This is a genomic window from Methylorubrum sp. GM97 (genome assembly GCF_024347855.1).
In the GTDB taxonomy this organism is placed as follows: Bacteria; Pseudomonadota; Alphaproteobacteria; order Rhizobiales; family Beijerinckiaceae; genus Methylobacterium; species Methylobacterium extorquens.
Genome location: NZ_AP025942.1, coordinates 5,000,316 through 5,020,871, shown reverse-complemented (window position 1 = coordinate 5,020,871; position 20,556 = coordinate 5,000,316). Strand labels below are relative to the sequence as shown.

The following is a 20,556-nucleotide window of genomic DNA, read 5'->3' as shown; positions in this document are numbered from 1 at the left end:
CTGCAGAGATGTTCGCACGGGCTCGTCAACGACGACGCGCCCCAAACGTCAGCAAGGCCGCTGATCCGGACTGCCCGCACGCGACGAAGGTCGATCGCGCAGGCGATCCCGGACGGCGGCCTTTTCCATGTGCAGACAGCGCACCGGAGCGAAGAGCGGATGAGCATCGATCACGGCAACACGACCCGCCGCGGCGTCCTCAAGGGGGCGGCGGCTGCCCTCGCCCTCGCGGGTGCGGCTCGTGCCGCCTTGCCGGCCGGTGCCTTCGCGCAGGGCGCGGGGCCGGAGGTGAAGGGCGCCAAGCTCGGCTTCATCGCGCTCACCGATGCCGCGCCGCTCTTTGTCGCCAAAGAGAAGGGCATCTTCGCCAAGTACGGCCTGCCCGAGACCGAGGTGCTGAAGCAGGCAAGCTGGGGCACCACCCGCGACAACCTCGTGCTCGGCTCCGAGGGCAACGGCATCGACGGCGCCCACATCCTCACCCCGATGCCCTACCTGATCTCCGCCGGCCGAGTGACGCAGAACAACGTGCCGGTGCCGATGTACATCATGGCCCGGCTCAACCTGAACGGTCAGTGCATCTCGATCGCCAAGGAGCATATCGACCACAAGATCGGGCTCGACACCAAGCCGTTCAAAGCCGCGCTGGAAGCCAAGAAGGCGTCGGGCAAGGCGGTGAAGGCCGCCATGACCTTCCCCGGCGGCACCCACGACCTCTGGATCCGCTACTGGCTCGCCGCCGGCGGCATCGACCCCGACAAGGACATCGAGACCATCGTCGTGCCGCCGCCCCAGATGGTGGCGAACATGAAGGTCGGCACGATGGACTGCTTCTGCGTCTGCGAGCCGTGGAACGAGCAGCTCATCCACCAGGGCATCGGCTACACCGCCATCACCACGGGCGAACTCTGGAAGGACCACCCGGAGAAGGCCTTCGCCATGCGCGCGGCCTGGGTCGACAAATACCCCAACGCCGCCAAGGCGCTGCTGATGGCGGTGATGGAGGCCCAGCAATGGTGCGACAAGCCCGAGAACCGCGACGAGATGGCGGCGATCGTGGCCAAGCGCCAGTGGATCAACGTGCCGGTCGCCGACGTCGTCGATCGCATGAAGGGCAAGTTCGACTACGGCACCGGCCGCGTCGTCGAGAACAGCCCGCACATCATGAAGTTCTGGGGCGACAACGCCTCCTACCCGTACCAGTCGCACGACCTCTGGTTCCTCACCGAGGACATCCGCTGGGGCAAGTTCGACGCCCAGACCGACACCAAGGCGCTGATCGCCAAGGTCAACCGTGAGGATCTCTGGCGCGAGGCCGCCAAGGCGCTCGGCGTTGCGGCGATTCCAACCTCCACTTCGCGCGGCGTCGAGACGCTGTTCGACGGCAAGGTCTTCGATCCGGAAAACCCGGCCGCCTACCTCAACAGCCTCGGCATCAAGAAGGTCGCGTGATGGCTACCGGAGCAACGCTCACCGCAACCCGCGAGCGCGCCGCCAAGGCCCGCACGCCCTTCATCACCCTGGCCGGGCTGCGCGGCGTCGCCGCCCGCGTCCTGCCGCCGCTCGTCGTCCTGGCGGGCTTCCTGCTCCTGTGGGAGGTGCTGTGCTCCTCCCCCACCGCCGGCCTGCCGCCGCCCTCGCGGGTGGTGACGGAAGCCTGGGACATCATCATCGATCCGTTCTACGACAACGGCGGCACCGACAAGGGCCTGTTCTGGCATATCGCCGCGAGCCTGAAGCGCGTGGCGCTGGGCTTCTCGCTGGCGGTGGTGGCGGGCGTGATGCTCGGCACGCTGGTCGGCCAGTCCGACTGGGCGATGCGCGGGCTCGACCCGATCTTCCAGATCCTGCGCACGATCCCGCCGCTGGCCTGGCTCCCGCTCTCGCTCGCCGCCTTCCGCGACGGCCAACCGAGCGCGATCTTCGTGATCTTCATCACCTCGATCTGGCCGATCATCATCAACACCGCGGTCGGCATCCGCAACATTCCGCAGGACTACCGCAACGTCGCCGCGGTCATCCGGCTGAACCCGATCGAGTTCTTCGTGAAGATCATGCTGCCCTCGGCGGCCCCCTACATCTTCACCGGTCTTCGCATCGGCGTCGGCCTGTCCTGGCTCGCCATCGTCGCGGCCGAGATGCTGATCGGCGGCGTCGGGATCGGCTTCTTCATCTGGGACGCGTGGAACTCGTCGCACATCTCCGAGATCATCGTCGCCCTCGTCTATGTCGGGCTCATCGGCTTCGTCCTGGACCGGATGGTCGCCGGGCTCGGCGTGCTCGTGACCCGCGGCACCAGCGCAGCGTGAGGGATTAAGAACATGGCACATCTCTCCCTCTCCCAGGTCGGCATCACGTTTCATCGCGGCGGCAAGGCATCGGAAGTGCTGCGCGACGTGAACCTCGACATCGCCAAGGGCGAGTTCGTCTCGATCATCGGGCATTCCGGCTGCGGCAAGTCGACGGTGCTCAACATCGTCGCCGGCCTGCTCAAGGCCTCGACCGGCGGCGTGCTGCTGGACGGGCGCGAGGTGAACGCCCCCGGCCCTGACCGCGCGGTGGTGTTTCAGAACCACTCGCTGCTGCCCTGGCTCACCGTGCGCGAGAACGTGGCGCTCGCCGTCGACAAGGTCTCGAAGGGCAAGAAGACCCGCGCCGAGCGCACCCAGTGGATCGAGCACAACCTCGCGCTCGTGAACATGGTGCACGCCGCCGACAAGCGCCCGAACGAGATCTCGGGTGGCATGAAGCAGCGCGTCGGCATCGCCCGCGCGCTCGCGATGGAGCCGACCGTGCTGCTCATGGACGAGCCGTTCGGTGCGCTCGACGCGCTGACCCGCGCCCACCTCCAGGACCAGACCATGGAGATCCAGCAGCGGCTGAAGAACACCGTCATCATGATCACCCACGACGTGGACGAGGCGGTGCTGCTTTCCGACCGCATCGTGATGATGACGAACGGGCCGTCGGCCACCATCGGCGAGATCCTGCCCGTGCCGCTGGCGCGGCCCCGCCGCCGGCTCGACCTCGTGGAGGACGCGACCTACGTCCACGCCCGCGCCGCGGTGCTGGAATTCCTCTACGCCCGCCACGCCAAGCCTGCTCTCGCTGCCTGAGTTCGTGAAGGGGGATCACGAGTTCATGAGCGTGAAGGACAGACTCGTTGTTGTCGGCAACGGCATGGCCTCACTCCGCTTCCTCGAGCGGCTGACGGAGCGCGCGCCGGGCCGCTACGACGTGACGGTGGTCGGCGCCGAGCCGGTGGCGGCCTATAACCGGGTGCTGCTCTCCTCGCTTCTCGGCGGCGAGGTGGACGAGGCGGCCTGCGGCTTCCGTCCGCTCTCCTGGTACGAGGAGCACGGCATCCGTCTCGTCACCGGCGCACCGGTGACCGAGATCGACCGGGCGAACCGCATCGCGCTGGTCGGCTCGGCCCATGTGCTGCCCTACGACAAGCTGGTGCTGGCGGTGGGCTCGCTGCCGATCCGGCTGCCGCTGCCCGGCATCGACCTGCCCGGCGTCCTCACCTTCCGCGATTTCGCCGACGTCGCGGCGATCCGCAAAGCGGCCGTCGAGCATGCCAAGGCGGTGGTGATCGGCGGCGGGCTTCTGGGCCTGGAGGCCGCGGTCGGGCTCGCCCGGCTCGGGGTCGACACAACGCTGATCCACGTCATGGACCGGGTGATGGAGCGCCAGCTCGACCACGCGGCCGCCCGCCTCGTGCGCACGGCGATGGAAGCGCGCGGCGTCAAGGTGATGTTGTCCGCCGACACCGCCGCGATCGAGGGCGACGGACGCGTCGAGCGCCTGCGGATGAAGGACGGCAGCGTGATCCCGGCCGATCTCGTGGTGATGTCGGTCGGCATCCGCGCCTCGACCGCCCTGGCGCAGTCCTGCGGGCTCGCCTGCGGGCGTGGCATCACGGTGGACGACCGGATGACCACCTCCGATCCGGCGATCCATGCGCTCGGCGAATGCGCCGAGCACAGGGGCGTCGTTTACGGCCTCGTCGAGCCCGCCTACGAGCAGGCCGAGGTGCTGTCGCGGGCGCTTCTCGGCGAGGCGGCGACCTATCCCGGCACGTCCCTTGCCACCAGCCTCAAGGTGTCGGGCCTGCCAGTCTTCTCGGCCGGATTGGTCGATACGCCCGAGGGTGCCGAGGCGGTCGTGATGCACGATGCCGCCGCCGGCCTCTACCGCAAGCTGATCATCGCCGACGGCCGCCTCGCGGGGGCGGTCTTCGTCGGCGATATCGCGGAGCAGGCGCGCTGCAAGGAGCTGATCCGCTCCGGCGCGCCGCTCTCCCCTGACGACCGGGACGACTTGATGTTCGGCCCGGCCCCGAAAACCCTCGCAGCGTGAGTGAGGCAGCGATGGCAGACGAATTCAACGCCGAGCAGAAGCGCTACCTGGAAGGCTTCGCCTCCGGCATCGCCGCGGCCCGCATGACCGGCGGCCTCGCCGCAGGCCAAGCCCCGGCGAGCGCGCCGGCCGAGCCCACGGGCCCGGACGCGATCCACATCAAGGCGCAGATCCGCACCGTGAAGGAGGGCGGCAAGCTCTGCGACCAGGAGAAGTGGAAGCGCGCCGAGAACCCGTTCGACGGCCATAACCGGCTGAAGGCGGAGGCCGCCACGGGCAAGGCTCCGAAGCCCGAGGACAATTTCCGCTGGCGCTACCACGGCATGTTCTGGGTCGCGCCGACCCAGACCTCCTACATGTGCCGGATCCGGGTTCCGAACGGCATCCTGCACCACTGGCAGTTCGCCGGCCTCGCCGACCTCGCCGACGCCCATGGCGGCGCCTACAGCCACGTCACCACCCGCGCGGGCCTGCAGGTGCGCGAGATCGCGCCCGAGCACGCCCAGCCCTTCCTCGACGGGCTGATCGATCTCGGCCTGACCGCGCAGGGCGCGGGCGCCGACAACATCCGCAACGTCACCGGCTCGCCGGCCGCCGGCATCGACGCGCAGGAACTGCTGGACACCCGTCCGCTCACCAAGTCCTGGCACAACTGGATCCTGAACGACCGCTCGCTCTACGGCCTGCCGCGCAAGTTCAACGTCTCCTTCGACGGCGGCGGCGTGATGCCGGCGCTCGAAGAGACGAACGACATCGGCTTCCAGGCGATCCAGGTGCTGGAGGGCGCCCCGGTCGCGCCCGGCGTCTGGATGCGCCTCGTGCTCGGCGGCATCTCGGGCCACAAGGATCTGGCCCGCGACACCGGGATCGTCCTACGGCCCGAGGACTGCAACCTTGTGGCCGACGCGATCATCCGGGTCTTCATCGAGAACGGCGATCGGACCAACCGCAACAAGGCCCGGATGAAGTACGTCCTCGACGCCTGGGGCTTCGACAAGTACATCGCCGCGGTCGAGGAGAAGCTCGGGCGCAAGCTCGACCGGGTCGACGCCGCCCATGTCGCGCCGCGCCGGCCGACCGACCGCTTCAGCCATGTCGGCGTCCATGCCCAAGTCCAACCCGGCCTGAACTGGGTCGGTGTGGTCCTCCCCGTCGGCAAGATGACCACCGACCAGATGCGCGGGCTGGCGAAGATCGCCGCGGAATGCGGCGACGGCCAGATCCGCATGACGGTCTGGCAGAACTTCATCTTCTCCGGCGTGCCGGACGCGAAGGTGGCCGAGGTCGAGGAACGGGTGCTCGCGCTCGGGCTCACCGTGAAGGCCGCCGGCATCCGCTCGGGCCTCGTCGCCTGCACCGGCTCGCGCGGCTGCAAGTTCGCCGCCTCCGACACCAAGGGCCACGCGATGATCATCGCCGACCATGTCGAGCGGACCGTGCCGAACCTCGACGTGCCGGTGAACGTGCATCTCACCGGCTGCCACCATTCCTGCGCCCAGCACTACATCGGCGATATCGGCTTGATCGGCGCCAAGGTCGTCGTCTCGGAGGAGGGCGACACCGTCGAGGGCTACGACGTCGTGGTCGGCGGCGGATTCGCCGAGAACCCGAAGATCGGCACCGAGATCTGGAAGGCGGTGAAGGCCGAGGACGCGCCCTCGCGCGTCGAGGCCCTGCTCAACGCCTATCTCGCCCGCCGCCAGGGCCCGGAGGAGAGCTTCCAGGCCTTCACCGCGCGCACCGGCCCCGAAGCCCTGCGCGACGCCGCCGAAGAACAACCTGCCCTCAAGGCCGCCGCATGACCCAGCACGTCGCGCCCCCGCTCGTTCTCATCCCCGAGAGCGCCCCCTTCAACGCCGATCAGCGCTCCTGGCTGTCCGGCTACTTCGCCGCGCTGCTGGGCCCCGCCGTGGAAGGCGCCACCGCGCTCGCCCCCGGCGAGGCGCCGTCCACGGGCCCGAAGCTGGCCGACAACGACGACGCGCCCTGGCACGACCCGTCGATGCCGATCAACGACCGCATGGCGATCGCCAAGGACCGCTCCGAGCCGCAGAAGCTGATGGCCGCCATGGCCCAGCAGGATTGCGGACAGTGCGGCTACAACTGCGCCGACTATGCCAACGCGATCTTCCTCAAGAGCGAGGAGCGGCTGAACCTTTGCCAGCCCGGCGGCAAAGAAACGCTCCGGATGCTCAAGAAGCTGGACGAGGAGTTCGGCGCCGCGGGGGGCACGGCCGCACCGAAGGCGGAGGCGGGCGACGCTCCGAAGAAGGAGCCGGAACTCGGGCCGCTGGGCTATTGCCGGGAGAACCCGGTGGAGGCGACCTTCCTCTCCCGCACGCGCCTCAACGCGCCGGGCGGCGAGAAGGAGACCTGGCACATCGAGATCGACCTGCGGGACACGCCGATCACCTACGAGGCGGGCGATTCCCTCGGCCTGTTCCCCGCCAACGCCCCAGCCCTGGTCGATGCGGTGATCGCCGAACTCGGCACGCGGCCCGAGCGGATGATCGCGGGCAAGACTCTGCGCGACCGGCTGCTGACCGAGTATTCCCTGGGTGCTGCGCCGGACAACCTCTACCAGCTCCTCTCGCTGCTGACCTCGGGTGCCGCCCGGAAGAAGGCGCAGGCGCTGGCGGCCGGCGAGGATCCGGACGGCGATGCGCAGCATCTCGACGTGCTCGGTGCGCTCCACAAATTCCCCGGTGCGCGCCCCGATGCCGAGGTCTTCCTCGAGGCGCTCGACGAGTTGCAGCCGCGGCTCTACTCGATCTCCTCCTCGCCGAAGATGGATGAGGGCCGGGTTTCGCTCACCGTCGATGCGGTGCGCTACAACCACCGCTCGCGCCTGCGCCTCGGCGTTGCCTCCACGCATCTGGGCGAGCGTCTGCCGGAGCAGACGAAGGTCAGGATCTACCTGCAGAAGGCACACGGCTTCGGCCTGCCGGCGGATGCGGGCAAGGACGTGATCATGTGCGGCCCCGGCACCGGCGTCGCCCCGTTCCGCTCCTTCCTGCGTGAGCGCGCGGCCACGAAGGCCCCCGGCCGCAACTGGCTGTTCTACGGCCACCAGCGGCAGGCGACCGACTTCTTCTACAAGGACGAGCTGAACGGCCTCAAGGAAGACAAGGTGCTGACCCGCCTCTCGCTCGCTTGGTCGCGCGACGGCACGGAAAAGACCTACGTGCAGGACCGCATGCGCGAGAACGGCGCCGAGCTGTGGAAATGGCTGGAGGGCGGCGCCCATTTCTACGTCTGCGGCGATGCCAAGCGCATGGCCAAGGACGTGGAGCGGGCGATCATCGACGTCGCCGCCCAGTTCGGCGGCAAGAACCCCGATGAGGCCGTGGCCTACCTCGCCGCCCTGAAGAAGAGCGGGCGCTATCAGGCCGACGTGTACTGAGGGGGAGGGGGTTTTCCCCTCCCACCGCCTCAGGCCGCCGGGTTGACCCGCGGATCGGCGCGCAGCCGTGCCGCGGCGAGATCGACGAAGGCGCGGGTCTTGGCCGGCGCCCGCCGTCCCCCGGGACTGACGACGTGGATCGGAACCGGCGCCTCCTCGTCATCCGTGAGTAGGATGCGCAGGCGCCCTTCCGCCACCGCCGACGCGACCTGATAGGACAGCAGACGCGCGATCCCCCAACCGTCGAGGGCCGCCGCCAGCGCCGCATCGACCGTGTTGCAGACGAGCCGGGCATGAACGCCCACCGTGGTGCGCCCCTCGGGTCCGAACCGCCATTCCGGCAGGGTACCGGGGTTTGACGCGCCGATCACCGCGTGATCGCGCAGGTCGCGGGGTGTTTCGGGCACGCCGTGCCGCTCCAGATAGCTCGGTGCGGCGCAGACGACCCGGCGCACGCTGCCGACGCGGGTCGCCGTGAGCCCGGAATCGGCCAGATGTCCAATCCGCACGCCGACATCGATGCCCTCCTCGATCAGGTTGACGATCCGGTCGAGGAACAGCGCGCGGACCGTCACCGCTGGGTGGCGCGTGAGATAATCGGTCACCACCGGCAACACGTAGAGCCGCCCGAACTGCACCGGGGCCGTCAGCGTCAGGACACCGGTCGGCGTCGCGGTCGAGCCCGCGGCAGCGGCCTCCGCTTCCGCGATCTCGGCGAGGATCCGGCGGCAATCCTCCAGATAGCGACCGCCGGCCTCGGTGAGCTTCACCGAGCGCGTGGTGCGGATGAACAGCCGCGCCCCAATTACCGCTTCGAGGGCCGCCACGGCGCGCGTGACCGCGGCCGGACTCATGGACAGCGCACGGGCCGCCCCGGCAAAGCCGCCGCTCTCGGCAACCCGCACGAACACCCGCATCCCTTGCAGCCGGTCCATCGCGGCCCCTCCCTGTCTGGGGCAGAGTGGCGATTATTCCGCTGCACGCAACAGTCGCTTGCCGACAATGCCGGTTCACCTCGCGGCGGAGAAGGAGTGTGATCCACCCCACGGCCGATCCCGCGGCCGGGAGGAGACGACGCCGTGAAGCTCTACAGCCTGACGCTCTCGGGCCATGCCCACCGGGCACGCCTGTTCCTGTCGCTGCTCGGCCAGCCCTATGAGACCGTCGAGGTCGATTTCGCCGGAGGGCAGAACCGCTCGCCGGATTTTCTCGCGATCAACCCGTTCGGGCAGGTTCCCGTCCTCGACGATGACGGAACGATCGTGCCGGATTCCAACGCCATCCTCGTCTACCTCGCGAAGAAGCTCGGGCGCAGCGATTGGCTGCCCGAGGATGCGGAAGGGGCCGCGCGGGTGCAGCGTTGGCTCTCCGTCGCGGCCGGCCCGATCGCCTTCGGCCCCTGCGCCGCCCGCCTCGTCACGCTGTTCGGCGCCGGCTTCGATGCGGGGGAGGTGATCGCGCGCGCCCATAAGATTCTGGCGCTGATCGATGCGGAACTGTCGTCCCGCGACTGGCTCGCCGCCCACCGTCCGACCATCGCCGACGTGGCGCTCTACAGCTACATCGCCGCCGCGCCCGAGGGGAACGTCGATCTCGCGGCTTACGAAAACGTCCGCGCCTGGCTCGCCCGCATCGAGGCGCTGCCCGGCTTCGTGTCACTCCCGGCCTCGCCGGTCGGCCTGAACGCGACAGGAGCCTCCGCATGAACGGGCAAGCCGCAGCCTCCCCCTGGCACCGGGGCGAGGTGGCGATCCAAGAGAGTGTCGGCATGGCTGGCCGGATGGCCGAACTCGGCCCGCGGGTGATCCGCGATCACCTGACCGAGCAGCACCGGGCGTTCTTTCCGCTCCTGCCCTTCGCCGTCCTCGGGAGCGTGGATGGGGAGGGCCGCCCCTGGGCGACGTTGCGGGAGGGCGAACCGGGATTCCTGCACGCGACGGACCCGTTTCGGCTCCAGGTGGACGGGCGCCGCGATCCGGACGATCCCGCCGAGGCGGGACTGGAGGACGGCGACGGGGTGGCGCTGCTCGGCATCGAACTGGCCACGCGCCGCCGCAACCGCCTGAACGGAACCGTCGAGCGCGCTGGGCCGGAGGGTTTCGCGATCCGCGTCGAGCAGAGTTTCGGGAATTGCCCGCAATACATCCGCAGCCGGCATGAAGGACCCCGCATCGGAGACGGGGCGACCCGGCCCCGCCCCGTCCTGTCGGACGGGCTCGATCCGGCGGCGCGGGCTCTCGTCGCGGCGGCCGACACCTTCTTCGTGGCGAGCTTCGTCGAGGATGCGGGGGGCCGGCGGCAGGTCGATGTCTCGCACCGGGGAGGGCGGTCCGGCTTCGTTCGGGTCGGTGCGGAGGGTGGCCTCACGGTGCCCGACTATTCCGGCAACCGTTTCTTCAACACGCTGGGCAACCTGCTGGCGAATCCGCGCGCTGGACTGGTCTTTCCGGATTTTGCGACAGGCGCTCTGCTGCAGATGAGCGGACGCACCGAGATCATGCTCGATCCGAACGAGGACGAACGGATCGACGGCGCCGAGCGCCTGTGGCGGTTCGTGCCGGAGCGGGTCGTGGTCCGGCCTCGCGCGCTAGGGCTGCGCTTCGTCGAGCACAGGGCGGCGTAGTTACGCCTCATACCAAATCCGGTTGATCCCTTCGGGATGACGGATTTGCTCTTCGGTGTGATCCCATCGTGCCTGCACGATGGGTACCCTTCTCAGGCGCCGCGCGGGCTTGCTGATACGATCCCCGCTTTCATAAAGCGGAAACCGTATCAGTCGGATTTCCGACTGCAGCGGATGTAGTTCGCCTGGCCCTTGCCGCTCGTCCAGGTGAGCCGGTCATGCTCGACGAGGAGGCGGACCTGTGAGGTCCAGCGGCGGCCGCGCTCGCTGCAATCGGCGGCCATGGTCCAGGCGCTGCCCTCGCGGCGGTTGTTGCGGAAGCGGCAGGTGGTGCGCCCGGCCTTGGCGCCGTCCTCGGTGATCGTGGCGGGCAGGAAACCGCGGCGGCGCTGGCGCTGGCCGCAGGCCACCGGGGTCGGCCCCCAGATGCCGACGAAGGCGGCACGCTCCACCAGCGGAGCGGCGGGCCGCGGCTCGGCGAGGGGGACCACCGTCTCCAGCGGCGGTGCGGGCGCGGCGACCGTAAGCACCCGCCGCGGGTTGGCGGCGGGCGTCGCCGGCCGCTCCGGCTCGGGCAACCGCACCTCCGGGACGTCGATGCTGTCGGTCGGCGCGAATCGAGTCTGACCGGCCGGCGCCGCCACGGGACCGTCATCGGTGAGCACGATCAGGGTGTAAGCGAACAGGGCGCCCCAGCCCGCGGCCAGGATCACCGGGATCGCGAGACGCCGCGACAGAACCGCGGACGTTACCTCCCGTGCCCCTCACCGGTCCCGCCGGCCTCCTGCGCGCCGTCAGCCGTCATCGGCTCTTCCGCCGCCCCTCTCACCGCCTCTTCGGCCTGTGCTCCCGATATCAGCATTCTCGCGTCCGAGACGATGTTTCAGAAAACGGCGCCATGCGGCCGGCCGCGTCTTCGACCCGGGCCGCCCGCAACACAGGGCGCTTTTCCTAAAACGACTCAAGGCCATCGTGGCCCACATTCCGCGATAGACGCCGGGAATGCGGCAGAGGCACGGCAACCCCTTCCCGCAGCAAGCGGAACCTGCCATGGTCAAGCTTGGCGGCCGCGACGGCCGTCGACCGTACCCGTGTAATGAAACCTGTCACCCTCGCCGTTCTCGGCTCGGCACTGGCGCCTCTGCTCACGTCGCCCTTTGCCCTCGCTCCCGCCATGGCCCAGCCGCGCACGCAGACGGCGCGCCCGACCTGCGTGGAAGCGATGGCCCTGGTGAAGGCGGAAGGCGCGGCGACGCTCAGCTTCGGCGGGCGCCCGCCCGAGCGCTTCGTGCGCGACCGCAGCTTCTGCGAACTCACGGAAATTGCCGAGCTGCGTTTCGTCCCGACCCGCGACAACCCGCAATGCCCGATCGGCTACCGGTGCCGCGAGCCGGATTACGGTGATTGGAACTGGGACGCGAACTGAGGGCCGAGAGGTGCAGGGCGCAGTCCCGGCAAGCATCTCAAAAGTCGTCGGAAAACTTGTCTACGGTGTCGCACCCGGCGGCGTTCGGCGCTGGCGGGCGGCAGCCCCATCCCGCGACATGACCGAAATTTCACGTGACAGGCGCGGCTGCGCGCCACGTTCTCGCCACGACGGATAGCCAGGGCCGCCGCATTCGGCGATTGAACCCGTCCGTCGGCGCGCCATCCGATCCAAGGATGGACAGGGCCGGTGCAGCGAGAAGGAACGACCCGCGTGGCCGCATTGAAGAGCAGGCTCGGCATCCAGGCCGTGCTGACGGCGCTCGCCGCCCTCCTGCTGCTGGCCATGCCGGGGATTCCGAGCCCACCGCTCTACGTCTCGCTCGCGGGCTTCGCGATGGCGGGCATCCTCATCGCCTCGAACAGCCTCTCGGCCTACCTGAAGATTTTCATCTCGGTCTACGGCGTCGGCTACCTGCTGCTGGCGGGCGCCAAGACCCTGGCGGCGATGGGCGCCCTGCCGGGCGTCGTCGCGGCGCTGCTGCCGCCGGATTTCGCCGCGACCGGCTCCGTGGTGTTCGCCGCCATCGTGCTCGCCGTCTCGCACTGGAAGCCGATCCGCGACATCACCCTGATCGCCGACCCCTATTTCGCCAGCCACGACGCCCCGAGCCGGGAGATCGGCATGTTCCGCCGGTTCGGCCGCACCGAGGGCCAGATCGGCCGCAACCTCGTGGCGCTGTCGATCTTCGTCAGCTTCGCCGACGTGGCGCTGACGCTGCGGTTCAACTTCTTCTACCGCGACATGTACAACGCGCTGCAGGAGTTCGACGCACCGAGCTTCTGGTATCAGCTCGGCTGGATCTTCGTGCCGCTGGCGATCCTCAACGTCGTGATCGGCATGTTCGACATCTACGTCGATGCCGGATTGCAGCTCCGCTGGCGCACCTGGCTCACCCACAATCTCTACGAGCGCTGGCTCAGGGAGGGCACGCATTACCGCATCCCCTTCGTGGACGAGCACGCCGATAACCCGGACCAGCGCATCCAGTCGGACGTCAACAACTTCATCGCCCAGACCACGACGCTCTCGACCCGGCTGCTCTCGCAGGCGGCGCAGCTCGTCTCCTTCATCGTCATCCTGTGGACGCTCTCGCGCGACTTCGTGCTGCCGTTCACCGACGCCGTGATCCCGGGCTTCCTCGTGTGGCTGGTGATCGCCTACGCCGTGGTCGGCACCTGGCTCACGCACCTCATCGGTAAGCCGCTCATCGGCCTCGACTACCGGCAGGAACAGGTCGAGGCGGATTTCCGCTTCGCCCTGGCGCGCAATCGGATCTATTCCGAGCAGATCGCCCTGCTGCGCGGCGAGCGGGCCGAGGCGTCCCGCCTCGCCACCCTGTTCCACGCTATCGTCGACAACTACGTCGGCATCATCTTCCGGCGCATCAAGCTGATCGCCTTCACCTTCAGCTACCGCCAGATGAGCGCAATCTTCCCGCTCGTCATCGCCGCGCCGTCCTTCTTTGCCAAGAAGATCACCCTCGGCGCCCTGCAGCAGACCTCGAACGCGTTCAGCAACGTCCAGAACTCGCTGAACTTCTTCATCAATTCCTACACCATCCTCGCTGCCTACAAGGCGAACACCATCCGTCTCGGCTCGTTCAAGCGGGCGATGACCCAGGCCGAGGCTCTGGCCGGCGCCGGCTACGGCCTCGCCAACGGCAACGAGACCGCCGGCGGCGTGACTGCCCGCGACCTGACGCTGGCGCTGCCCGATGGCCGCGAGATCGTGCATGCGGGCGCGCTCGAATTGCCGAAGGGCGGAGCGACCCTAGTCACCGGCCCCTCGGGCTCGGGCAAGTCGACCCTGTTCCGGGCGATCGCCGGGATCTGGCCGTTCGGCAAGGGCCGGGTCGACGTGCCGGCCGGACAGTCGGCGCTGGTTCTGCCGCAGCGGCCCTATCTCCCGCTCGGCTCCTTACGCGGCGCGGTGGCCTATCCGAACCCGATCGACCGGTTCTCCGACGAAGAGATGCGCGACGCGCTCAAGGCCGCTCAGCTTCCCCAACTCGCGGACAAGCTCGACGAGGTCGATACCTGGGACCGGCGCCTGTCGGGCGGCGAGCAGCAGCGCCTCGCCATCGCGCGGGCGATCCTGGCCAAGCCCGACTGGCTGTTCCTCGACGAATCGACCGCCGCCCTCGACGAGGAAACCGAGGCCGAGATCTACCGGACGCTGCGCGCGACGATGCCCGGCACGACCATCGTCTCGATCGGCCACCGTTCGACCCTGCACAAGCACCACGACCGCCGCGTCGAGATGAAGCCGACGGAGGGCGGCCGCTTCGAGCCGCGTCTATCGGCGATGCCGGCTCCGGCGGAGTAGGGGCGGGCTTCGTCGGGCTCGACCGGGACGCATACGACCCGTCTCCGTTGACGGATGCTCGCAGGCGTCCCAATCTTCCGCTCATGTCCGTCGAGGTTGTTTATCAGTGGTCTGAAGATTGCCCCGGGGCTGCGCTCCGGGAGCTCGATGATGTCCGCGTCTTGACCGACGTGGTGACGATGGACGGAGATACCATCCCGACCGGGACCGAAGGCACCGTGGTCGCGGTCTGGCGCGGCGGCGAGGCCTACGAGGTCGAGTTTCCCGAGCCCATGGGGGCCCTCGCGACGGTCGGGGCGAGCAACGTGGCCTTTGCTGGACGACCCGTTCCTTGAGCGCCTTCGGCGGGTACGGCCCGCTGCGGGTGCCGAGCGACAAGATCGTCAAATACCTTCTGAACGTGGATCACCCGAAAGGCGGCCCCAAGGCACGCTTCTTCCTCAGTTTCGGGTTCGATCCCGATCGCCCCGGCATCATGGCCGATGCGCTGCTCGGCCACTTCATCCTGAATCCGGGAACCCTGGTGCCGGCGACACAGGGCGCCCTTGAGCGCATGGTGATCGAGGGGCCGCTGATGTCGCCTGATGACCGCAACCCGCAGGTCCGCAGCGTCTGGCAGCGAGAGGACGACGGAACGGCATGGCGCCTGATTACGGCCGTGCCGCGCGCGATGATGCGTTGAGGGCAGGAGCGATCTTCCGACAGCGGAGGCTTGGCCATGCGCCGTCAGCAGCCGCCGGGCGAAAGATGCGTCAGACCCCGGCCGTCTCCAAAAAACCCTCGACCATGCCCCGGTAGCCGTCGCCGAACAGGCGCCAATGCACCAGGGCCGGCCAGAGCTTGTAGATCGGCGCGCGCTCCGCCGCGCCGGGCTCGGGGGCTCCGTAGGCCGCACGGAAGCCGGGACCGGGGCGGCCGAACAGGCTCAGCATCGCCAGATCGACCTCAGCATGGCCGTGATAGCAGGCCGGATCGATCAGCCCCGACACCCGGTCGCCTCCATAGAGCACGTTGCCGCTCCAAAGGTCGCCGTGGAGCAGGGCCGGGCGGGGCCGCTTCGGAAGGCGATTGCCAAGGTCGTCCGCCAGCCGCTCGATCCGCCGGACGAGCGGGATAGGAAGGTGCCCGGCATGGCAGAGCAGGCGCCGACTGCCCCAGAAGGCCGGCCAATCGTCGCCCCAGGCATTCTCGATGGCGACGGGGCCGAACGCGTAATCGGCATGCCAGCCGTAGCGCTCGCCCTCGGCGGCGTGCAGGCGGGCGACGACCCGGCCGAGATCGGCGTCGGTGCCCGGCCCCGAACCGGTATCGGGTAGGCATTCGAGGACGAGCACCATCTCGTCCACGGCCAGCACGGCGGGGGCCGGGGCGCCGGTCGCGGCGATGGCCGCGAGCATCCGGGCCTCTTCCTGCGGCGCCGGCCCGGTCTTCGCCACGGCTTCGCGCCCATCCCCCAGCCTCAGGCGAACGCATTGGGACAGGTCGCCGCCCGCCATCGGCCGGGCTTCGGCAAGGGGGACGCCGAGCAGGTCCGCCGCGTGCCGGGCGAGGTCTCTCATTCGGCTTCCGCGACCCGGCGGGCGAGGGCTCGGGCGCCTGCGGTCACATCGGCCCAGGTCGTGTCGAAGCCCTCCTGCGCGCCGTAATAGGGGTCGGCCACGGGCTCGCCCGCCCGGCCCGGCACGTGATCGAGGAGCAGGCTCAGCGCGGCCCGCGACCCCTCCGGCCGCAGGGCCCGCAGCCGCGCGAGGTTGGCGAGATCCAGGGCAACGACGTGATCGAAGCGCTCGAAATCGGCCGGCGCGACCTGACGTCCGCGATAGCCCGCGATATCGACGCCGTTCGCCCGCGCCACCGCGATCGCGCGCGGGTCCGGCGGTTCGCCGACGTGCCAGTCGCCGGTGCCGGCGGAATCGACCGTGACGTCGAGCCCGATCCGCTCGGCCTCCTGCCGGAAGGCGGCCTCGGCCAGCGGCGAACGGCAGATGTTGCCCAGGCACACGAACAGAATTGCGGGATGCCGGGCCATCGTCGGGAGTTGTCTCTTAAGCGGCCGTCAGGGCTGCGAGGTCGGCACCGCGCGCCAGATGGGCGGTGGCATCCAGGATTTCGAGCGCGACGATCCGGCCCTCGGCATCGAAGTCGAGGACGATACCAGGCCGCACCTCCTCGCTCTCGACGATGGGGGTCTCGGTGAAGCGGACGTAGAGCGCATCGGTCTCGGCATCGTAGCGGCTCTTCACGCTTTCCTCCTCCTGCCGCGATCGAGGAACATCGTCACGACGCGTGCGCCACCGGGGATCGGGACGTATACCACACGCAGCACGCGCCCGTCGCGTTCGGGCAACGCCCGAAAGGCCCGCATCCGGTCCGGATGGATGGGATCAGGCTCGACGCTCTCCGGCGACAACAGGGTGCGCTCCACCCATGCCCGTTCGATCGCACGCTCCGCGAGCGTGTCGAGGGCGTGCGCACCGTAGACGACCTTCATCGATCGAACCCGGAAAACGCCGGGCTAAACGGCCCCGAGGGGCCGCGTCGCCGCCTCCAGCCAGTCCCGCGTCGGCCCGTCGAGATCCGGCGACAGAGCCTCACGCACCCGCGCGTGGTAGGCGTCGAGCCAGGCCGCGTCGCGCGCACCGAGCACGGCCGGATCGATCAGCCGCCGGTCGATCGGGGCCAGCGTCAGAGTCTCGAAGCCGAGCATCGTCCGGTCGCCGCCGGGGATCGTCCGCGCCTCGACGAGGATCAGGTTCTCGATGCGGATGCCGTAGGCATGGCTCCGGTAATAGCCCGGCTCGTTCGAGAGGATCATGCCGGGCTTCAACGCCACCGTACCGGTCTTGGCGATGCGCTGCGGACCCTCGTGGACCGAGAGGAAGGCACCGACGCCGTGGCCAGTGCCGTGGTCGTAATCGAGCCCGGCCTCCCACAGGCTCATCCGGGCGAAGGCATCGATCTGCGCGCCCGTCGTCCCCTCGGGAAAAACGGCGCGGGCGATGGCGATGTGGCCCTTCAGCACGCGGGTGAAGCGGTCGCGCATCGCGTCCGTCGGCGTACCGATGGCGACGGTGCGGGTGATGTCGGTGGTGCCGTCGGCGTATTGCGCGCCGGAATCGATCAGGAAGAGTTCGCCGGGCTGCGCCGTGCGGTCGGTGGCGCGGGTGACGCGGTAATGGACGATGGCACCGTTCGGGCCCGAGCCGGAAATGGTCGGGAAGGAGACATCGCGCAGCAGGCCGCCCTCCTTCCGGAAATCCTCCAGTGCCTCGACGGCGGCGATCTCGCTCACCCCCTCGGGCGCGGCCCGGTCGAGCCAGGCGAGGAAGCGCGTCACGGCAAGGCCGTCGCGGTGGTGGGCGGCGCGGGTGCCGGCGATCTCGGCCGGGTTCTTGACCGCCTTCATCGCGGTGACGGGATCGGCGCCGACATCGGCGACGCCGTCGGCGGCCTCGATGCGATCCTTGAGGGCCGCCGCCGCCGTCGCCGCATCGATCCGGACGCGGGCGGCGCCGGTGCACAGGCCGGCGAGATCCGCGTCGAAGGCGCTGCGCGGGCGAAGGTCGGCCAGCGGTTCGAGGGCGGCGCGTAGATCGGCGTCGATCTGCGGCGAGGTGAGGTAGAGCGCGGCCCGCCCCTCGCGGGGCACCAGCGCGTAGCCGAGCGCCAGGGGCGTGTGCGCGATGTCGGACCCACGCAGGTTGAAGGTCCAGGCGAGGTTGTGGGGATCGGAGATCACCAGGGTGTCGATCCCGCCTTCCGCCAGCGCGGCGCGGATGCGGTCGAGCTTGTCGCTACGGGTCTCGCCCGCAAGATCATCGGGATGGGCGGCGACACGGCCCGCCGGCGGCCGGGGCCGCCCGGCCCAGACCGCGTCCACGAGATTGTCCGGCACGGCGCGCAGGGATGCCCCGGCCTTGATGGCGGCACGCTCCAGGCGGGCCACGCCGTCAGGCGTATGAAGCCAGGGATCGTAGGCGAGGGTTTGGCCGGGCTTCAGGTGGGCGCCGAGCCAAGCCTCCGGCGTCGTCTCGACAAGGGGCACGACGGTGATGATCCCGGTATCGACCTGTTCCGGGGCCTGGAGGGTGTAGCGGCCATCGACGAACAGGGCCGCCTCGTCGGCCAGGACCACCGCGAGGCCGGCCGACCCGGTGAAGCCGGTGAGCCAAGCGAGCCGCTCGGCGTTGGCCGGCACGTATTCCGACTGATGCTCGTCGGCCCGTGGCACGACGAAGCCGTCGGCGCGGATCTCGCGGAGCGCCGCGCGCAGGGCTTCGATCCGTTCAGGCCCCTTGGCGTGGCTGGGATCGTCGAAGGTCTGGAAGCGGGGCAGGGGCGTCGTCATGGCGGAAACCTACCGCGTCGGATGCCCGCGCGACACCCTCCAGGGCCATCGCTCGAAAGCGATCGCCCTGGTTCTTTGCCGGCCTCAGTCGCCGACGCCCGCCTCCGCGGGCAGTCTCGGTTCCTTGGGCTCTCGCTCAGCGCGGCGCTCTTCGCGCCGGCAAGCCGCTCACGCGGCTTCGAGCAATCGCCGCACCTCCTCAGCGCGGACGCGCCGCCGCCCCGCCGCGGCGCAGCACCAGGGTCGCCCAGCCCTCGATCACGCCGGAGCGGGCGAGATGGAAGCCGCGGTGGCGGTAGGTCGAGAGCACGCCCGGCACGTCGCGCTCGATCAGGCCGGAGAGGATCAGCACGCCGTCATCGGCCACCACGGCGGTGAGCGAGGGCGCGAGCCGCTTGAGCGGGCGGGCGAGGATGTTGGCGAACACCACGTCGAAGCCGCGCGGACGGTTCGCCAGGGCGTGGCGCACGCCCGGCGCATGGTAGAAGCGCATGAATGGCCCGAGGCCGTTGAGGCGGGCATTCCCGCGAGCGGTCGACACCGCCTCCGGGTCGAGGTCGCCGGCCACGACGGGCGTGCGCAGCACCTTGGCGGCGGCAAACCCCAGGATGCCGGTGCCGGTGCCGACATCGAGGACATGGGCCGGGCGCCGCCGCTTCAGTTCGTCCACCAGCGCCCGCAGGCAACCGAGCGTGGTGCCGTGATGGCCGGTGCCGAAGGCAAGCGCCGCCTCGATCTCGATGGCGAGGTCGTTCCCCCGCACCTGATGACGGTCATGACCGCCATGGACGAGGAAGCGGCCCGCCCGCACCGGCTTCAGCCCCTCGAGCGAGGCGCGCACCCAATCCTGCTGGTCGATGGTCTCGAAAACCGCCGCGTCGGCCTGCTCGCCGACCATCGGGCGGATCAGGTCGCGGATCATCTCCGCGTCGGGCTCCTCGGAGAAATAGGCTTCCAACCGCCACGCGCCGGTCTCTTCGACCTCGAAGGCGGCCACCGCCGTCTCCATGGGGTCGAACATCTCGCCCAGCAGTTCGGTCATGGCGCGAGCGGAGGGCTCGTCCGTGATCAGGCGCAGGACGTGCGTGGGTCGGTGCGGCGGCAGACCTTCGAGCATGGGGCGCCCTCTACCATCCGCGCGCGCCAAGGGCCACGGGCTTCACGACCCCTTCGACGCGCTGTTCATGAGCAATCGAGCGGGAGCACGTACCCACAACAGCACAAGCAAGACAAAAGATGCTTAATCCACAGGCATGATGTTTAATTCTTAGCCGAAAGCGCCGGAACCGGATCGGCGAGGCGGCGTTCTCACCGTCCGAAGCGTCTCGCGCATGCGCCTTGTCGGCCCCGATGGCCGGCGGGGCCATGCCCGGTGGCCGGGCGTTGCGCGAGGCGTCTTTCCGTCTCGTTCATCAGGCGCTTGTCGAGTTCTCATCGCGTCATGACACCTAGATCCGTCCGCTTTCGCTCCCCCGTCGTCGTCAGGCGCGAGCCGCGCCCCGACCGCCGCCGCGCCACGAACGCCGACATCCTCGCATCGGACACGCTCGACTCCCCGCTGCCGGGCTCGCTGCTCGTGCTGCTGAGCCGGCTCCATCGCGCCGAGACCAAGCCGGCGCAGGGGACCGAGCCCACCGCGTGAGGCGAGGGGAACTCCGGCCGGGCCCGACCATTTCCTGTCCCGCATCTCCCGGCTCGGACCCGTCCGGGCCCACATCGAGAAAGGATCGGTCGATGGCCGTGGTATCGAGCAAGATCTTCGAAGAGGGCAAAGCCGCCAAGGCGATGGGCAGGCCCGATTCGGCCAACCCCTACGAGGCGGGCTCGCAGGAGAGCCTGGATTGGCTCGAAGGCTTCACCGCCGACGAGCCCGAATCCTCGGCGGCCGGCCCGTCCGACGACTGAATCCGGAGAGGGGGACCTCCGCGATCCCCGGCCAATGACAGGGGTATTCCCGACGCGCTAAACGCGGATGGTGTGTGTGCCGGGCGCTCGTCCGGCACCGT

22 protein-coding genes are annotated in these 20,556 nt (G+C 69.4%); 14 read left to right on the top strand and 8 right to left on the bottom strand.

Features of this window, described 5'->3' with window-relative positions; all coding sequences use genetic code 11:
- The first annotated feature begins 159 nt into the window (after window positions 1–159).
- Genes MSPGM_RS23305 through MSPGM_RS23280 form a run of 6 tightly spaced genes read left to right on the top strand, consistent with a single transcriptional unit; the run spans window position 160 to window position 7,765 of the window.
- Window positions 160–1,452: a CmpA/NrtA family ABC transporter substrate-binding protein gene (locus MSPGM_RS23305; RefSeq protein WP_003603354.1), complete on the top strand. Its 1,293-nt coding sequence runs from the start codon at window positions 160–162 to the stop codon at window positions 1,450–1,452.
- Window positions 1,452–2,309, top strand: coding sequence for a nitrate ABC transporter permease (ntrB, locus tag MSPGM_RS23300; protein ID WP_003603353.1), 858 nt, complete (start codon window positions 1,452–1,454; stop codon window positions 2,307–2,309). Before MSPGM_RS23305 ends, ntrB begins: the two co-directional genes overlap by 1 nt.
- Before the next feature lie 12 nt (window positions 2,310–2,321).
- The gene (locus tag MSPGM_RS23295) at window positions 2,322–3,116 is read left to right on the top strand and encodes an ABC transporter ATP-binding protein (RefSeq protein ID WP_003603352.1); all 795 of its coding nucleotides are present in this window, start codon (window positions 2,322–2,324) and stop codon (window positions 3,114–3,116) included.
- Between the two features lie 25 nt (window positions 3,117–3,141).
- Window positions 3,142–4,362, top strand: coding sequence for an NAD(P)/FAD-dependent oxidoreductase (locus tag MSPGM_RS23290; protein WP_003603350.1), 1,221 nt, complete (start codon window positions 3,142–3,144; stop codon window positions 4,360–4,362).
- Window positions 4,363–4,373: 11 nt separating this feature from the next.
- The gene (locus tag MSPGM_RS23285) at window positions 4,374–6,164 is read left to right on the top strand and encodes a NirA family protein (protein ID WP_003603348.1); all 1,791 of its coding nucleotides are present in this window, start codon (window positions 4,374–4,376) and stop codon (window positions 6,162–6,164) included.
- Window positions 6,161–7,765, top strand: coding sequence for a sulfite reductase subunit alpha (locus tag MSPGM_RS23280; RefSeq protein ID WP_003603347.1), 1,605 nt, complete (start codon window positions 6,161–6,163; stop codon window positions 7,763–7,765). Before MSPGM_RS23285 ends, MSPGM_RS23280 begins: the two co-directional genes overlap by 4 nt.
- Before the next feature lie 29 nt (window positions 7,766–7,794).
- Here the strand turns inward: MSPGM_RS23280 and MSPGM_RS23275 are convergent, their stop codons facing one another.
- On the bottom strand, window positions 7,795–8,700 hold the full coding sequence (locus MSPGM_RS23275) for a LysR family transcriptional regulator (RefSeq protein WP_003603345.1): 906 nt from the start codon (window positions 8,698–8,700) through the stop codon (window positions 7,795–7,797).
- Between the two features lie 144 nt (window positions 8,701–8,844).
- Between MSPGM_RS23275 and MSPGM_RS23270 the strand changes: the two genes are divergently transcribed.
- Both MSPGM_RS23270 and MSPGM_RS23265 read left to right on the top strand, forming a co-directional pair.
- Window positions 8,845–9,471 carry a glutathione S-transferase family protein gene (locus tag MSPGM_RS23270; RefSeq protein WP_003603343.1) on the top strand — a complete coding sequence of 209 codons (627 nt, stop codon included), beginning with the start codon at window positions 8,845–8,847 and terminating at the stop codon, window positions 9,469–9,471.
- Window positions 9,468–10,388 (top strand): pyridoxamine 5'-phosphate oxidase family protein, encoded by a 921-nt coding sequence (locus tag MSPGM_RS23265; RefSeq protein WP_003603341.1) that lies wholly within the window; start codon window positions 9,468–9,470, stop codon window positions 10,386–10,388. Before MSPGM_RS23270 ends, MSPGM_RS23265 begins: the two co-directional genes overlap by 4 nt.
- 149 nt (window positions 10,389–10,537) lie before the next feature.
- Here MSPGM_RS23265 and MSPGM_RS23260 read toward each other — a convergent pair whose 3' ends face one another.
- Window positions 10,538–11,101 (bottom strand): hypothetical protein, encoded by a 564-nt coding sequence (locus tag MSPGM_RS23260; protein ID WP_261926022.1) that lies wholly within the window; start codon window positions 11,099–11,101, stop codon window positions 10,538–10,540.
- 383 nt (window positions 11,102–11,484) lie between these two features.
- Between MSPGM_RS23260 and MSPGM_RS23255 the strand changes: the two genes are divergently transcribed.
- From MSPGM_RS23255 to MSPGM_RS23240, 4 genes are all read left to right on the top strand, one after another.
- Complete coding sequence (locus MSPGM_RS23255) at window positions 11,485–11,814, top strand: hypothetical protein (protein ID WP_003601819.1); 330 nt, start codon at window positions 11,485–11,487, stop codon at window positions 11,812–11,814.
- A 273-nt stretch (window positions 11,815–12,087) separates the two neighbouring features.
- Window positions 12,088–14,202 (top strand): ABC transporter ATP-binding protein/permease, encoded by a 2,115-nt coding sequence (locus MSPGM_RS23250; protein WP_261926021.1) that lies wholly within the window; start codon window positions 12,088–12,090, stop codon window positions 14,200–14,202.
- An 83-nt stretch (window positions 14,203–14,285) separates the two neighbouring features.
- Window positions 14,286–14,537, top strand: a complete 252-nt coding sequence (locus MSPGM_RS23245; protein WP_003601822.1) for a hypothetical protein — start codon at window positions 14,286–14,288, stop codon at window positions 14,535–14,537.
- Window positions 14,534–14,884, top strand: a complete 351-nt coding sequence (locus tag MSPGM_RS23240; protein WP_003601823.1) for a DUF6883 domain-containing protein — start codon at window positions 14,534–14,536, stop codon at window positions 14,882–14,884. Before MSPGM_RS23245 ends, MSPGM_RS23240 begins: the two co-directional genes overlap by 4 nt.
- A gap of 70 nt (window positions 14,885–14,954) precedes the next feature.
- On the opposite strand, the gene MSPGM_RS23235 is transcribed toward MSPGM_RS23240, so the two are convergent.
- The 6 genes from MSPGM_RS23235 to MSPGM_RS23210 form a co-directional block, all read right to left on the bottom strand.
- The gene (locus tag MSPGM_RS23235; RefSeq protein ID WP_003601824.1) at window positions 14,955–15,761 is read right to left on the bottom strand and encodes a fructosamine kinase family protein; all 807 of its coding nucleotides are present in this window, start codon (window positions 15,759–15,761) and stop codon (window positions 14,955–14,957) included.
- Window positions 15,758–16,231 carry a low molecular weight protein-tyrosine-phosphatase gene (locus MSPGM_RS23230; RefSeq protein ID WP_003601825.1) on the bottom strand — a complete coding sequence of 158 codons (474 nt, stop codon included), beginning with the start codon at window positions 16,229–16,231 and terminating at the stop codon, window positions 15,758–15,760. The genes MSPGM_RS23235 and MSPGM_RS23230 overlap by 4 nt, the downstream gene beginning before the upstream one ends.
- A gap of 16 nt (window positions 16,232–16,247) precedes the next feature.
- The gene (locus MSPGM_RS23225; protein WP_003601826.1) at window positions 16,248–16,445 is read right to left on the bottom strand and encodes a DUF2283 domain-containing protein; all 198 of its coding nucleotides are present in this window, start codon (window positions 16,443–16,445) and stop codon (window positions 16,248–16,250) included.
- Complete coding sequence (locus tag MSPGM_RS23220; RefSeq protein ID WP_003601827.1) at window positions 16,442–16,693, bottom strand: DUF4258 domain-containing protein; 252 nt, start codon at window positions 16,691–16,693, stop codon at window positions 16,442–16,444. The genes MSPGM_RS23225 and MSPGM_RS23220 overlap by 4 nt, the downstream gene beginning before the upstream one ends.
- Window positions 16,694–16,717: 24 nt before the next feature.
- Window positions 16,718–18,550 carry an aminopeptidase P family protein gene (locus tag MSPGM_RS23215; RefSeq protein ID WP_003601828.1) on the bottom strand — a complete coding sequence of 611 codons (1,833 nt, stop codon included), beginning with the start codon at window positions 18,548–18,550 and terminating at the stop codon, window positions 16,718–16,720.
- A gap of 199 nt (window positions 18,551–18,749) precedes the next feature.
- Entirely contained in the window at window positions 18,750–19,667 is a 918-nt protein-coding gene (locus tag MSPGM_RS23210; RefSeq protein ID WP_003601829.1) for a 50S ribosomal protein L11 methyltransferase, read from the bottom strand.
- Between the two features lie 324 nt (window positions 19,668–19,991).
- Here MSPGM_RS23210 and MSPGM_RS23205 point away from each other — a divergent pair, with 324 nt between their 5' ends.
- Window positions 19,992–20,192 (top strand): hypothetical protein, encoded by a 201-nt coding sequence (locus tag MSPGM_RS23205; protein ID WP_003601830.1) that lies wholly within the window; start codon window positions 19,992–19,994, stop codon window positions 20,190–20,192.
- Between the two features lie 92 nt (window positions 20,193–20,284).
- Window positions 20,285–20,455 (top strand): hypothetical protein, encoded by a 171-nt coding sequence (locus tag MSPGM_RS23200; RefSeq protein ID WP_003601831.1) that lies wholly within the window; start codon window positions 20,285–20,287, stop codon window positions 20,453–20,455.
- Window positions 20,456–20,556: the final 101 nt, after the last annotated feature.